The sequence below is a fragment of the Bittarella sp. HCP28S3_D9 genome, assembly GCF_052065655.1.
Taxonomy (GTDB): domain Bacteria; phylum Bacillota; class Clostridia; order Oscillospirales; family Ruminococcaceae; genus Bittarella; species Bittarella massiliensis.
Genome location: NZ_JBQHTP010000002.1, coordinates 162,571 through 176,524 on the forward strand (window position 1 = coordinate 162,571; position 13,954 = coordinate 176,524).

Annotated in this window: 11 protein-coding genes; 4 read left to right on the forward strand and 7 right to left on the reverse strand. The window is 64.2% G+C overall.

Annotated features, from left to right (window positions below; translation table 11 throughout):
- Positions 1 to 13: 13 nt before the first annotated feature.
- The 3 genes from ACTNAU_RS02205 to ACTNAU_RS02215 all read right to left on the reverse strand — a co-directional run bounded on the left by ACTNAU_RS02205 (position 14) and on the right by ACTNAU_RS02215 (position 4,117).
- Positions 14 to 1,099 (reverse strand): PucR family transcriptional regulator, encoded by a 1,086-nt coding sequence (locus tag ACTNAU_RS02205; RefSeq protein WP_021660332.1) that lies wholly within the window; start codon positions 1,097 to 1,099, stop codon positions 14 to 16.
- Positions 1,100 to 1,520: 421 nt separating this feature from the next.
- Entirely contained in the window at positions 1,521 to 2,150 is a 630-nt protein-coding gene (locus ACTNAU_RS02210; protein ID WP_441097415.1) for a hypothetical protein, read from the reverse strand.
- Positions 2,147 to 4,117: a hypothetical protein gene (locus ACTNAU_RS02215; protein ID WP_441097416.1), complete on the reverse strand. Its 1,971-nt coding sequence runs from the start codon at positions 4,115 to 4,117 to the stop codon at positions 2,147 to 2,149. The genes ACTNAU_RS02210 and ACTNAU_RS02215 overlap by 4 nt, the downstream gene beginning before the upstream one ends.
- Positions 4,118 to 4,875: 758 nt before the next feature.
- Between ACTNAU_RS02215 and ACTNAU_RS02220 the strand changes: the two genes are divergently transcribed.
- Entirely contained in the window at positions 4,876 to 5,268 is a 393-nt protein-coding gene (locus ACTNAU_RS02220; protein ID WP_441097417.1) for a hypothetical protein, read from the forward strand.
- Positions 5,269 to 5,273: 5 nt separating this feature from the next.
- The gene (locus ACTNAU_RS02225; protein WP_256135156.1) at positions 5,274 to 5,852 is read left to right on the forward strand and encodes a hypothetical protein; all 579 of its coding nucleotides are present in this window, start codon (positions 5,274 to 5,276) and stop codon (positions 5,850 to 5,852) included.
- Positions 5,853 to 5,954: 102 nt separating this feature from the next.
- On the opposite strand, the gene ACTNAU_RS02230 is transcribed toward ACTNAU_RS02225, so the two are convergent.
- The 3 genes from ACTNAU_RS02230 to ACTNAU_RS02240 all read right to left on the reverse strand — a co-directional run bounded on the left by ACTNAU_RS02230 (position 5,955) and on the right by ACTNAU_RS02240 (position 10,195).
- Complete coding sequence (locus ACTNAU_RS02230; RefSeq protein WP_441097418.1) at positions 5,955 to 8,825, reverse strand: hypothetical protein; 2,871 nt, start codon at positions 8,823 to 8,825, stop codon at positions 5,955 to 5,957.
- Complete coding sequence (gene rlmB / locus ACTNAU_RS02235) at positions 8,818 to 9,582, reverse strand: 23S rRNA (guanosine(2251)-2'-O)-methyltransferase RlmB (protein ID WP_441097419.1); 765 nt, start codon at positions 9,580 to 9,582, stop codon at positions 8,818 to 8,820. Before rlmB ends, ACTNAU_RS02230 begins: the two co-directional genes overlap by 8 nt.
- 355 nt (positions 9,583 to 9,937) lie before the next feature.
- Positions 9,938 to 10,195: a hypothetical protein gene (locus ACTNAU_RS02240; protein ID WP_044992675.1), complete on the reverse strand. Its 258-nt coding sequence runs from the start codon at positions 10,193 to 10,195 to the stop codon at positions 9,938 to 9,940.
- A 608-nt stretch (positions 10,196 to 10,803) separates the two neighbouring features.
- Between ACTNAU_RS02240 and ACTNAU_RS02245 the strand changes: the two genes are divergently transcribed.
- On the forward strand, positions 10,804 to 11,739 hold the full coding sequence (locus tag ACTNAU_RS02245; RefSeq protein ID WP_441097420.1) for a DNA-3-methyladenine glycosylase family protein: 936 nt from the start codon (positions 10,804 to 10,806) through the stop codon (positions 11,737 to 11,739).
- Positions 11,740 to 11,852: 113 nt separating this feature from the next.
- A complete protein-coding gene (gene fba, locus ACTNAU_RS02250; protein WP_185916367.1) occupies positions 11,853 to 12,788 on the forward strand; it encodes a class II fructose-1,6-bisphosphate aldolase in 936 nt (311 codons plus the stop codon).
- 82 nt (positions 12,789 to 12,870) lie between these two features.
- On the opposite strand, the gene ACTNAU_RS02255 is transcribed toward fba, so the two are convergent.
- A complete protein-coding gene (locus ACTNAU_RS02255) occupies positions 12,871 to 13,935 on the reverse strand; it encodes a nucleoside hydrolase (protein WP_441097422.1) in 1,065 nt (354 codons plus the stop codon).
- Positions 13,936 to 13,954 lie beyond the last annotated feature (19 nt).

Genomic DNA, 13,954 nt, shown 5'->3' on the forward strand with positions numbered 1-13,954 from the left:
AACTGCCTCAATATCAGTATTTCACAGGGTTGGAGTTCAGATATTTCTTGACCATCAAGGCCACCTTGAATACAATGGCGTGATCGAATTCCCGCAGGTCCAGCCCGGTGAGTTTTTTGATTTTTTCCAGCCGGTAGACCAGGGTGTTGCGGTGGACAAACAGCCCCCGCGAGGTCTCGGACACGTTGAGGTTGTTCTCGAAAAACCGCTGAATGGTGAAGAGGGTCTCCTGGTCCAGTTGGTCGATGGAGCCCTTTTGGAACACCTCTTTGAGGAACATCTCGCAGACGGTGGTGGGCAGCTGGTAGATCAGCCGGGCGATGCCCAGCTTGTCAAAGGAGACGATGGTCTTCTCGGCGTCGAACACCTTGGAGACCTCCAGCGCCACCTGGGCCTCTTTAAAAGAGCGGGCCAGGTCTTTGATGCCGGTGACCACGGTGCCGATGCCCACAAAGGAGCGGATGTAGAACTCGCTGGAGAGGGTGTCCACAATGCTGCGGGCCAGCTTCTCGATGTCCTTGGTCTCGATGTCGGGGTGGATCTCCTTGACGATGACGGTGTCGGTCTCGGAGATGTTAAAGATGAAGTCCTTCTGCTTGTCGGGGAAGAGGTTGACGATCACGTCGTAGGCCGAGACCTCGGTCTTGCCCACGGTGCGCACCAACAGCACGATGCGGTGGGCGTCGGTGCCAAAGTGCAGCTCCCGCGCCTTCACGTAGACGTCGCCGGGCAGGATGTTGTCCAGGATGACGTTTTTGATGAAGTTGTTGCGGTCGTACTTCTCGTCGTGGTACTGCTTGATGCTCGTCAGCGCCACCGTCAAAAGCCCCGCATAGCTGGCGGAGATGTCGTCGATTCCGGCCACGAAGACGGCGTAGTCGCCCTTTTCGTTGGTGCCAAAGGGCTTGAAGGTATAGCCCTCTTTGACAAAGCACTCCTTCAAATTGGCATTTTGCAGATTGCAGCCCTCAAACACGTCGCCGATCTTGGTCAGCTCGCTGCAGGAGATGACGTTCCCCTTGTCATCGATCACACCGATGACCCGGTCCACCGTGTCTTTCATCTGGTGGATGATGCCCTGAAATAATCTGTTAGACATAGTGCGATTCCTCTCTTTTCCGAAGGTGCATGGCCCTGGCGGCAAAAGGACCCCGCTTGGGGCGGGGGACCCGGCCACCTCCATTGTGGAAAATGCCAGTATTGCCAAACCATATTATCTATATTGTACACAGCTTTTGGTATTTGTGCAATATAAAACGGGAAGATATTTCACGAAATTGTGCAATACTAAAGCGAACAGAGGGAATCACCCCTGCAATTGGCAGTATAGTTTACAATTGTGACTGCAATTTTAACGTTCTGTGAACGGCAGGGGGGTAAAATAGCGGTTTTACAGGGAAAAAGAGGAAGCCGGGCGGATCCGCCCGGCTTTTCTTCACTCGTCTTTGGGGGCTCTTCTCCCCCGCTTTTGGAGGGGGAGAGGCTGCTGAAAGGCTGCCTGCGCCCTCTCTAAGGCCCCTTCACTCCCGCATCCGCCGCAGGCCCCAGCACCCCAGGGCCGCCAGCAGCAGCCCCGCCGCCGCAATGGCCCCGCACTTGGGCCAGAAGGTGGGGCCGGTGTGCACGTCGAAAAAGATGGTCGTCTGCTCCATGACCTCCCGCTCCAGCAGATAGGCGCCAAAGCAGTAGGCCGCGCAGAGGAGCAGCGGCACCGCCAGGGAGCGCAGGAGCTCCATCAGCAGCAGGCAGAGCCCCCAGACAAAGAGGACCTGCGCCCCGGTCTTGGCCAGGTGCTCCGCCCCCATCTCCGGCAGCAGCCAGACCCCCGCCGCCACCGGCAGGGCCGCGTGGAGGAGGTACCAGACCAGGGTGAAGAGGACCGGCCCCAGCCGACCCCGGTAGCCCCCGTAGATGTAGAGCAGCTCCCGCCCGTCGCCGGTGAGCTCCTCCTTGCGGGCCATCACCAGCCACCAGACTGAAAAGAGGGGGATCACCTGCTCGCAGAGGCGAAGGTAGCTGGTGGCGGCCAGAAGCGGGTCATGATGGTACCAGATGGCCAGCATCCCCGGCAGCACCAGCCAGAGGGCGATCAGCGGCGGCAGGTACCACCAGCCCATCCCCCGCATCTTCCAGTAACACAATCGGCTCATCCCTCCGCCCCCCTGCGCAGGTCATTCAAAAATTCCAGGGCGGTGCGGGTGTCGGTCCCGTCGGCCAGGTAGGCTTTCACCTGGGCGATCACCGGCTCCTCCCCCAGGCGGAACACCGCCTCGCCAAAGGGCTGCACCACCGTCCAGCCGCCGCACCTGTCCAGGTCGATGACCCCCAGCATCGGCTCCGGCAGCCCCGCTCCCACACAGTTGACCTCGAACGCCTTGCGGGTGCGCTCGTCCAGCAGTAAGATGGCCGTCTGCGCCACCTTCTCCTTCTCCGGCGCGTCCGCCAGCGCCTGGTGGACGAATTCGTCCGCCACCCACCGCATGGGCGGGACACGGCAGAGGTAGTGGTCGGAGAACTCCACAAAGGGGGTGTAGTTCGCCCAGTCGGACTGGTCGGTGAGAAAGACCGGTTTGTCCTTTAGCTTGTCGGAGAAGTCAAACCCCAGCTGGGCGGCCGCGTCCAGCCGGCTCTGGTACTCGTCCCAGAAGATGTTCCCCATGCGGTGGGAGAGGGAGGCGCTCACCAGCTCCATCCCCCCGCAGTCCCCGCGGGTCACCAGTCCACCCAGCAGAGTCACCCCCTGGGTGCGCCCGGCATAGCCCTTCTCCGCCGGGGGAAGGGAGACTTCCAGCGGGCAGGAGGCCGACACCTGTAAGGTGAAGTCCTTCTCCGCCCCCACGGCGGCAAAGGGCACCTCGTTCTCTTCATACAGGGGTACCCACCCCTCCAGGGGGTAGTAGCCAAACCCCGCTGGCAGAAAGACCGCCTGCCGGTTGGAGTAGGAGAGCCCACCCTCGCCCCTGTACTGAAAGACCAGCTCCTCCAACCGCTCCCCCGCAGGAGGGTAGACCGTCAGGTAGTCGCCCTCCCGCTTGTAATCCAGGGGGTCGCCCGCCCCGTCGGTGAGGGAGGTGAGCTTGTAGCCGTGGTAGAGGGTGAAGCGGCAGTCCGCCCCCACCTCGTTTTTCTCCACCGCAAGGACGGCCGTCCCCTTGAGCCGGTCGGCGATTTTCAGCTTCAGGTCACAGGAGCGAACGGCGAAGTCCGCCGGCTGGTCTCGGACAGGATTTTCGCTGTAGTAAAAATAGAGCACATCCGATGTCCTGTCCGGGCCTTCTTCCCGCACCAAGGCCGACCCGCGGAAAAAGAAGCCCCCGACGCAGAGGACTGCCAGCCCCTCGCACAGCAGCGCGGGCCAGCGCCGCCGCATCCGGCAGCCCAGCCAGAGAAGGCCCGCCAGCAACAGGAGCCAGAAGGCGACCCGGAAAAACCGGTACCCCTCCAGGCCAAAGCCGTAGTCCTCGTCCAAGAGCGACCGACTCTGGAAGGGCAGGGTGAAGAGGGTCAGCAGCCGCTCGGCAGCCCTCCCTCCGAAGACATTGACCGCCTCCAGCAGTTCGGCAAAAAGGCTGGAGGAGAGGTAGCCGACGAGCACCATCACCCCGTAGGCAGTGTAGCGCCCGGCAAAAAGGGCCAGAACCGTTCCCATGAGACAGGCCGCAAAGCAGGGCAGGAAGAGGTAGAGCAGGTGCGCGCCCAGCAGGTTGAGCCCGTACCCCGCCGTGGCCCCCTGATAGCGCAGGCAGGCGTAGAGGTTGTACCCCCCGTACTGCAGGGTCAGCAGGAAGGCAAAGCCCGCCAGCACCAGCAGATGGGCCAATACCACCCGCCCCAGGCCGTTTCTGCTGGTCCCCCAGACCTCCTGCAGATTTTCGGCGCGGATCCCCTCGCTCAATTCATACCCGATGAAGAGGCAGAAGAGAAAGGGCACCAGGGAGTAGCTCAGTGTCATGGTATTGACTATCGATGGGTTGACCGCTTCCACCACGTATTTTGAAAACGGCCCGCCAAGGTAGGACAGGCACTGAAAGTGGGCTGCCGCCAGGGAGAGGATCACCGCAAAGAGCAGGGATTTCTTGCGAAACCGCTGCACCGTCAAACAAACCAGCCTCTTCACCAGGCCCATCCCCTTTCAAAACAGAGAGGCGCCGCCAAAGCAGCGCCTCCCCTCTCATTTGCTTTCTACTCGTCAGGGACAACAGGCACCCCCAACCCCTTCGGCTGTCGGTGCCAACGCAACGCTTTCCGCCAATGGCAGAGATTGGCAGCCCGTCCAAACAGCATCCCCCCGGAAATGGAGCGAGCACGTCAAAGGCTACTCCCTGCGGCCCACCCACCGAACTGATCTGTGAGGTCAAACCATTTTGGACCTCCCCAATGGCGGGCATCGGCAAAGAGCACTTTTCAGCCGCTCCCCATGGGCGCTCGCACTGTCGGCGGGGCGAAAAGGCGGGAAGCGCCACCACTGCAGACACCTGCACCCCAAGCCACCTGGCGCCCTGATTGCCTCTCCCAGATAAAAGCGGCAGAACGCCAGCTACCGTCCAATCTCTCCGTCCAACGGAATTATCTCCCTGTACCCAGCATAGTCCTTTTGAAGAAAAAATCAATCATATTATATAAAATAATATCAATTTGTAGTTTTTAATAGTTCAAAAAGAGCTGGAATGTGCAGATATTCCATATCTTTTCTGCTATCCCCCTGTTATACTGATAAAAGAAGGAAAACTGCCGTGAAAACAAAAAGGGCCTCATCTTTCTCATCTGCATTCTCGTCCTGGTGGTGGGGTCGCCCTGCGCCCCCTCATCATGGACTGGATTTGGTACACTTTTATAGAAAAGCCCGTTGTTCTGGATGAAAACCGAGGGGTCGCAGTGTCCGTCTTTCCGGGAGAGCACTCCGTCGACCTCATTTGCAACGGCTACGACTACACCAAAAACGGCGAAAAGATGACTCTCGACCGGGCCTGGGAAGGGCGGGAACTCCACCAGGCCGAGGGGGTCGCCTACAAAACCTACTTCTGGGCCTACTCCATCCGCCTGCCTGAGGGCACCGCCGACACCTATCGCATCTTTCCCGCCAGCGACTATGAGCCCAACGCCTGTATCCGCACCGGCGACGAGATTTCCTTCACCTATTACAAGGACCAGAAGGGCGACCTGGTCATTGACGAATACCACTGTCCCCGGGCCGAGCAGCGGTTGCAGGCCTGGACAGACGCCCAGAGTGACGAGACCCTGCAAAAAGCCGGGCTCAAAAGGGGGTAACTGCCGTGAAAAACAAAAAGGGGCTCATCTTTTTCATCTGCGTCCTCGTCCTGGTGGTGGGGATTGCCCTGCGCCCCCTCATCATGGACTGGATTTGGTACACTTTCATAGAAAAGCCCGTTGTTCTGGATGAAAACCGAGGGATTTCGGTGTCCGTCTTTCCGGGGGAGGACCCCGTCGACCTCATTTGCAACGGCTACGACTACACCAAAAACGGCGAAAAGATGACTCTCGACCGGGCTTGGGAAGGGCGGGAACTCCACCAGGCCGAGGGGGTCGTCACCGGCAACTATGGTTCCAGCGACTATCTGGGCGGCGAGGGGGTTGCCTACAAAACCTACTATTGGGCCTACTCCATCCGCCTGCCAGAGGGCACCGCCGACACCTACCGCATCTTTCCCGCCAGCGACTATGAGCCCAGCGCCTGTATCCGCACCGGCGACGAGATTTCCTTCACCTATTACAAGGACCAGAAGGGCGACCTGGTCATCGACGAGTACCACTGTCCCCGGGCCGAGCAGCGGCTGCAGGCCTGGATCGACGCCCAGAGCGACGAGACCCTGCAAAAAGCCGGGCTCAAATAGACCGCTCCGCCTGCCCGTGCAGACAAAGAGAGAGGGCGGCTTCTCGTTTGGGGGAAGCCGCCCTCTCTCTTTTTATTGCATCGCGGCTTTTTGCCGCAGAGGTCACTGTTTTTTCAGGGCGGGCAGGGCCACGGTCAGCACCAGCCAGATAAACTGGTAGCCCAGCACCACCGCGGTGCTCAGCTGTCCGGCGCCGCCGGTGAGGGCGAAGAGGGCCGCCAGGGCCACCCCCAGTCCCAGCCCCACAAACTGCACCACCAGGGCCGCCAGCACCCCGCTCTTGGCCCCCAGGGCGCAGAGGATGCCCTGGGCAAAGGAGAGGAAGGAGCCCATGGTGGTCAGCCCGCAGTCCCCCGGCCGGTCGTCGTGCAGGGCGTCCAGCTGGGCGGCGGTGTGGCTGTGCACCAGGGTGAACATGTCCTCCGGCAGGCCGTAGGTCTCGGAGATGCGGGATACCGTCAGCCCCGGGTCGCCGGTCTTCACCGCAATCAGGGCGCCGGTCTTGTCCAGCCGGGACAGCAGCTGGCCCACCTGCTCGTTGGGGGTGTAGCTGAGGACGAACATGGCCGTCAACTCGCCCGAGGTGGCCAGGTAGAGCAGCTCCCGCTCCCCCTCCTTGCGGTACTTGGCCTCGTAGTCGGCCGAGGGCAGGTCGATGCCGTGGTTGCGCATCAGCTCCCGGTTGCCCACCAGCACCCGCTTGTTCTCGATCCAGCAGGAGTAGCCCATGGCGTTTTCGTAGGCAAAGCTGTCGTAGGGCAGCAGGATGTCGGTGCGGTTTTCGATCACCTTCATAAACACCGGCTTCAGGTCGGACTCCCCGGCGCAGAGGACGCTGGCCGCCTTGAGGATGGCCTCGTCGATCCGCTCCCCGCCGAAGGTCTTGATGCCGTGCAGCAGCACGCTCCCCCGGGGGAAGAGGTCGGTGTCGCTGACCACCAGCCCGTTGAGGTCGTACAGCCGCTCCACCGCCGAGTAGCCCGCCAGCACCCCGCCGTAGCGGTTGAGGGTCTTGCAGGTGCGGCTGAAGGGGACGTTGAAGGCAAACATCAAAGAGAAGGGGGCCGACAGGCAAAGCAGCAGGGAGAAGGCCCCCGCCGCCCCCACCAGGTCCTGCTTGAAGAAGTAGAGGCCGCAGCCCACCGCCAGGGAGAGCACCAGGCAGATGCCCGACGCCACCCGCGCCCAGCGGTCGGAGGGGTCTTCGGAAAAGCTGTGGGAGACAAAGCCGTCGAGCACCTGGCTGCGCTTGCGGTAGCAGAGCACCGGCTCGCGGATGGCCAGGTCCTTGACGATGTTTTCCGCCAGGGAGGCCGGCTCCACCATCTCGGTGGTGTACTTGTCGCTGTCCGAGGCGATGAAGCGGTAGTTGCGCAGCACCCGGTGCACCATGTTGAGTTTGCCCATGCAGTTGCAAAAGAGGGAGAACATGGCCACCGACGAGTAGAGAAAGACGTCGGGGCTCTTGAGATAGCCGGGGTTGGCAAAGAGGACCGCCGCCTGCACCAGGCAGCCGAAGAAGGCCAGCCCCACCAGGGAGTCATTGTCCCCCTTGAGGGTAAAGGTGTAGAGAAAGCCGTTGACCACGGTGGAGGTGCAGCAGAACACCCCCGCCAACAGCAGCAGCAAGTTGAGTCCCAGGTAGAGGTAGGGCCCCTCCCCGGGGGAGAGGAAGGCGGGCACCGGCAGCCCAAAGACCGGCACCAGGTTGTGGTAGCACAGCAGCAGGAAGAGGGCGAAGGTGATGCCCATGCGCATCTTCAGCTTCCCCTTGAGGGAGATCAGCTTCTCCAGGGCGGTGTGCTCGTCCTTGTCGGTGAGGAAGTCCTCCTCGTCCTCGGCCTGGGTGTAGGCCGACTCCTCCTCCCCGGTAAAGGCCTCGGCGTCGCCGATGGCCCCGTGCTCGATGGTGAACTGGGACACCTTGGGCGCCCGCGCCCGGCGCAGCAGCTCCCGGGTGTCCAGGCTCTCGGCCTCGGCCACCGCCTGGCGCATCTCCCGGTCCATCCGCTCGCTGATGTCAAAGGTGCCGGAGGGGGCCTCCGCCGCCAGTTCCCGGGCGCGCTTCTCGCTGCGCTCGACAAAGATCTCCTCCTGGCCGGAGACGTTCAGCGGCACCGGCTCGCGGATGGCGCGAAAGACGTCGGTCTCGCTGGCCGGGCGGCGCTCCGGCCGTTCGGGCGCAGGGGCCGCCTTTTCTCTCTCTTCTCCCTCTCCTTCGCCCTCCGCCGGAGTGGGGGCAGCCGGGACAGGAGTCGATTTTTCCTCGCCTTCGGCAGGGGCGATCGGCCCCGCCTGGGGGGTGGGGGCAGCCTCTCCCCCCGCGGGCGCGGGGGTGGGAACCGGCTCCCGCGGCGGCTCCTCTTCATTCGCCGGGGCGGAGGGAGCGGCCGGTTCGGGCGGCGCCGGGGGGGCGGTCTCCTCCCGGGCGGCGCGGCCCCAGGAAAACCGCTTCTTCTTGGGGCGGCGCTCCCGCTCCAGGGGCAGGCCCTCGATCTCGGGGACGATGGACTCGGGGGTCTCCTCCCCGCTGAAAAAGCTGGCCACCTTTTTGATGCGCTGGGCCTCGTCCACCGCGCTCTCCCGGTGGGGCAGGGCGGAGAAGGGGTGGATCTCCCGGTGGGCCACCGTCTCCCCCTCGGGGACGGCGGCGCTCTCCCCGCCCGGGGTGGGGGCCTGCTCTTCCGGCAGGGGGGCCGGCTTCCGCGGGGCGGCGGTCTCCCGCTCCGTCTCGGTGGAGGCGTGGCGGCTCTCCCACGCGGCCTGCAGGGGGTCGGGGGCAGCGCTCCGCTCGGCCTGCACCTCTTTGACCAGCTCGGCGGCCGAGGGGCGCTTCTCCCCGCCCGGGCGGGGCAGCGTGGGCGCAGGGGTGGAGGATGAGGCCTCCGGCTCCCGCTTGGCCCGCACCTGTTTGAGGATCTCGTCCACCAGGGCGTTTTTGGTCAGCGTGTCGTACTTGCGGTTTTTATCCACGTTCCTTCCCCCTTCCCCTCTCGGCGGCCAGCCGCTGGTTTGCCACCTCGTACAGGACGATCCCCGCAGCCACCGAGGCGTTGAGGGAGGTGATCTTCCCCCGCAGGGGGAGGCTGACGGTGACGTCGCACCGCTCCTTCACCAGTTTGGAGACCCCCTCGCCCTCGCTGCCGACCACCACGCCGACCCCGCCGGCAAAATCGGTGTCCCGGCAGTTCTGGCCGTCCATGTCGGCGCAGTAGAGCCAGAGCCCGGCTTTTTTGAGGCTCTCAATGGCCTGCACCAGGTTCCCCACCCGGCAGATGGCCAGGTGTTCGCAGGCCCCGGCCGAGGTCTTGTAGACCGCCGCCGACAGGGGGGCGCTGCGCCGCTTGGGGAGGATGACCCCGTGGGCGCCGGCGCACTCGGCGGTGCGGATGATGGCCCCCAGGTTGTGGGGGTCTAAAATCCCGTCGCAGAGCACCACAAAGGGGGCCTCTCCCCGTGACTGGGCGATCTCCAAGATTTCCTCGATGGAGCGGTAGGCGATGGGCGCGACCGTGGCCGCCACCCCCTGGTGGGGCACCTCCCCCGCCATCTCGTCGAGCTTCTCCCTCTCCACCTCTTTGAAGGGGACCCCCTTCTCCTTGCAGGCGGCCAGGATCTTGGCCACCCCCTTAGGGCGGGCCCCCCGCTGCAGGTAGACACAGTCCACCCCCCGGCTGCCGCAGAGCGCCTCGTACACGGCGTTGCGCCCGGCTACCAATTCATCGTACATCGCTCATTCTCCCGCTTCTCTATCCCTCGCGGCCCGGCGTTGGCCGGGACCGCGGTCTCTCTGTTTGGCGTTCGGCGTTCCGGCCCTGTTGCCGCCGGCTCACTATCTGTACCAGTATAGCACAGAGGGCCGCCCCCTTTCAATTTTTTGCGGCCTTTTTCGCCCCTGTGCGACAAAAAAGAGGGGCTTGCGCCCCTCCCGTCCCGGGTCCGCCGCGCCCGGCCGATCGGCGGCTCCCCCCGCCGCGGGCCCGCCCTGCCAAAAGGGGGCGCTTTCGGCGGGATGGCGGGGCGGCGCCGCGCCCTTTGGGAGACAAAAAAGGGGAGGGCGTCCCTTCACCCTCCCGCCGCTTCGGTCAGTGGATCAGCCAATAGCAGGCCCCTGCCCCGGCCAAAAAGGCCCCCAGGTAGCGCAGGCCGACAAGCAGCCAATCCCGCCAGAGCGCCGTCCGCCGGTAACTCACCAGGCCGGAGAGGGCACCCGTGGCCCGCTGCCGCAGCTGAGCGGCGCCCAGGCCGTCCGCCTCTCCCCTCACAATGACGATGGCCCGCTCAAAACAGTCCTCTTTTTGGCCGACGATCTCCACCACCCGCTTGCTCACACCGCGCACCACCCGGCATCTCTCCCTTCTGCCCATTTCTCACCTTTAGGTTTGCCAAATCGGCGGGGGATTTATGCACCCCTCGGGAATTATACCGGTGGTATTTGCTGAAGGTTTCCATAATTTCAGTGGAAAACCCTGTGGAAAGTGTGGAATCTCTCTGTGGAAAACAGGTTGAAACGGTGGAATACCGGGATTTGCAACCTCCTGCACCCCGGTGGAATGTGAATATTATGTAAACTTCGCGGCAATTTCAATGCCTGCATCGCCCCAAAATGCAAGGGGGAAAGACCCCGTTTTTTCGCTGTTTTTCGGGGTGGTTCTCGGCTGGCATTTCGTGCAATTTGTCTAAACCCCACCAATTCACTCGGATTTTCTTCTCTCCGGCGGTGGGATTTTCCGTTTTCCAACACCCCTTTTTCTGGTATAGTGGGGACAGCGCCGGGCGCCTGCCGGCCTTTTTCCCCCGCCCGGGCCGCCCCGCAGAGGGCCGCCCGGGGGCGGTGGAAAGCCCTTTTTCGCCCCCCCTGCAAACGGCGAAAAAAGGGGGAAATCAGCCCCTGCAAGCCCCCGGCCTTCACCCTTCATTTTCCGCTTTTTAGAAAAGAGGTGCCTTTTGTATGTCCACCGAATTGCTCCTCCCCTCGCCCGCTGGGCTCACCGCCCGCAGGCAGGGGGATCGCCTCCTCCTCACCGGGGAGGGTGGAGAACCGCCCTTCTCCCTGGAGGGCACCCTGCAGTGCGGCCAGTGCTTTGGCTGGTGGCAGGACGGAGAGGGCTGGTGGCAGGGGGTGGTGGGGAACACCTTCTGCCGCGCCAGAGAGGAGGGGGACGCCGTCGTCTTCACCGGACTGCGCCCCGGGGAAGAGGGGGCGATCCTCTCCTACTTCGACTGGGAGCGGGACTACCGGGCGGCCAGAGAGCTGCTCTGCCGCAACCCGGTGCTGCGCCGGGCGGTGGCCTTTGCCCCGGGCATCCGCCTGCTGCGGCAGGATCCGTGGGAGGCCCTCTGCTCTTTCATCCTCTCCCAGAACAACAACATCCCCCGCATTCAAAAAATCGTCCGCGCCCTCACCGCCCTGCTGGGGCAGCCCCTGACCCACCCCGACGCGCCGAGGACCGTGCTCCACACCTTCCCCACCGCCGAGCGGCTGGCCCGCTGCACCTTAGAGGAGCTGGCCCCTATCCGCGCGGGCTTTCGGGCCAAGTACATTTTGGACGCGGCCCGGCAGGTGGCCACAGGCCGGCTCGATTTGGACGCGGTGGCCGCCCTGCCCCTGGAGGAGGCCCGGGCCGCCCTCTGCCAAATCAGGGGGGTGGGGCCCAAGGTGGCCGACTGCGCCCTCCTCTACGGGCTGGGGCGGTGGGAGGTGGTGCCCATGGACGTCTGGATGAAGCGGGCCATGGCCCAACTCTTTCCCAAAGGCTTTCCCCGCTACCTGCGGGGATACGAGGGGCTGGCCCAGCAGTTTCTCTTTCACTACTGCCGGCTCTGCCCCGGGGCGCTGAAAAGCCGGGCCGCCGGGAGGGCGGCGGGGGAAACGGCCCCTGTTTAAAAAAAGACAAATGCGCCCAGACACCTTTCCAAACGGCCCCGGGTCTGCTATACTAGGGGCTAGGAGGCCGGCGTGTGAGACCGGCCGACAAAAGAATAGGAGCGTGAATTTCTATGCCACTGGTAAATACCCGTGAGATGTTCAAAAAGGCATACGAGGGCGGCTACGCCATCGGCGCCTTCAACGTCAACAACATGGAGATCGTGCAGGGCATCACCGAGGCCTGCAAAGAGCTGCAGGCCCCCGTCATCCTGCAGGTGTCCGCCGGCGCCCGCAAGTACGCCAACCACACCTACCTGACCAAGCTGGTCGAGGCGGCGGTCGAGGAGACCGGCGTCCCCATCGCCCTGCACCTGGACCACGGCAACTCCTTTGAGCTGTGCAAGAGCTGCATCGACGGCGGCTTCACCTCGGTCATGTTCGACGGCTCCCACCTCCCCTACGAGGAGAACGTGGCCATCGCCAAGCAGGTGGCCGACTACGCCCACCAGTTCGACGTGACCGTCGAGGCCGAGCTGGGCCAGCTGGCCGGCATCGAGGACGACGTGAAGGTCGACGCCGACAAGGCCTCCTTCACCGACCCCGCCCAGGTGCAGGACTTTGTCACCCGCACCGGGGTCGACTCCCTGGCCATCGCCATCGGCACCAGCCACGGCGCCTACAAGTTCAAACCCGGCCAGAAGCCCCAGCTGCGCTTTGACATCCTCGAAGAGGTGTCCCAGCGGCTGCCCGGCTTCCCCATCGTCCTGCACGGCGCCTCCTCCGTGGTGCCCGAGTTCGTCGAGATGATCAACCAGTACGGCGGCGCCATGCCCGACGCCATCGGCATCCCCGAGGAGATGCTGCTGCAGGCCTCCAAGATGGCCGTCTGCAAGATCAACGTCGACTCCGACCTGCGCCTGGCCATGACCGCCGCGGTCCGCAAGTACCTGTGGGAGAACCCCTCTCACTTCGACCCCCGGCAGTACCTGGCCCCCGCCCGCGACGCCATCCGCGAGATGGTCAAGCACAAGATCAACAACGTCTTGGGCTGCGCCGGCAAGGCCTAACCACCGCTCCTATCCACCCGGAAGGCGACGTTTTCCGCCCCGGGGTACAAAGAGGCACCGGCCGCCTGGACCGGTGCCTCTTTTATTCCCTTCCCCCTGCGGCAACTGCAGAGAGAGCCAGCCTCTGACGAGGTCGGCTCTCTCTGACGGAAAATGGGAAAGGCTTGTAGGCGGCCCCGTCACAGGGCGACCCGATCGAGAAGATACTGGTGGAAGCCCGCCACGTCAAGGCCGGTGACCACCAGGGTGTTCTCCGGCGCGGGCTCGTCCCCAAATGCGGGGGAATAGAGGTTGCCGGGCTTGCAGAAGACGGTGGCCCCCGGGTGAACTCCCCCTGGGTCTCCACCCGGGTGTGGGCAGGGAAGCTCTCCCGGATCAGCTCCGGCCGGGCCAGGACCGCCAGGGCCGCTGGGTCGGGCAGCCCCAGGGAGGGGACACCCCCCTGCGCCCGGGCCAGTTCTATCAGGGTGCGGTTGCAGTCGACGCAGAACTGGCCGATCTCGCCGGTCCCCCGCATCCGCTCCATGGCGGCGTCATCCAGCTCGGCCGCGCCGCCGCAGGCCTCCAGGGTCACCAGGGTGATGGGCACCCCGAAGGAGAAGACGATCTGCGCCGCCTCCGGGTCCACCATGATGTTGAACTCGGCACAGACGGTGTGGGGGTTGTGGTAGGGGTGCGCCCCGCCCATGATGGTGATGTGCCGCAGCTTTCTCATGGCCTCCGGGTGCTTGCGGATGGCCAGGGCCACGTTGGTCAGGGGCCCCAGGGTCAGAAGTTCCACCTCTCCGTCCCCCTCGCCGGCATAGCGGGCGAGAGCGTCGGCCCCGTGGCCGGGGGTCGGGGCCAGGGTGGGCTCTCCCAGGGTCCCCAGGTCCCCCATCCCGTCGGCCCCGTGGATCTGGTCGGCCGTCTCCAGCTCGCAGAGGAGGGGGCCGGCGGCCCCCACGTAGACCGGCGGCCGATAGGTGCCCGCCCGCTCCACCGAGAGGAGGGCGTTTTTGACCGCCAGGGGCAGCTCCACATTCCCCGCCACGGCGGTGACGGCCAGCACCTGCAGGGTGGGGTCCCGCAGGGCCGCCACCAGGGCAACCGCGTCGTCGGACGCGGTGTCGGTGTCGATGATGATCTTTTTGCGCGCTGTCTGCATGTGCGATCTCTCCTCTCTC

What these genes read in the sequence shown, in the direction of transcription:
- rlmB (WP_441097419.1), bottom strand. Translation starts at nt 9,582, where the DNA reads ATGTACGATGAATTGGTAGCCGGGCGCAACGCCGTGTACGAGGCGCTC.
- fba (WP_185916367.1), top strand. Translation starts at nt 11,853, where the DNA reads ATGCCACTGGTAAATACCCGTGAGATGTTCAAAAAGGCATACGAGGGC.
- ACTNAU_RS02210 (WP_441097415.1), bottom strand. Translation starts at nt 2,150, where the DNA reads ATGAGCCGATTGTGTTACTGGAAGATGCGGGGGATGGGCTGGTGGTAC.
- ACTNAU_RS02245 (WP_441097420.1), top strand. Translation starts at nt 10,804, where the DNA reads ATGTCCACCGAATTGCTCCTCCCCTCGCCCGCTGGGCTCACCGCCCGC.
- ACTNAU_RS02255 (WP_441097422.1), bottom strand. Translation starts at nt 13,935, where the DNA reads ATGCAGACAGCGCGCAAAAAGATCATCATCGACACCGACACCGCGTCC.
- ACTNAU_RS02205 (WP_021660332.1), bottom strand. Translation starts at nt 1,099, where the DNA reads ATGTCTAACAGATTATTTCAGGGCATCATCCACCAGATGAAAGACACG.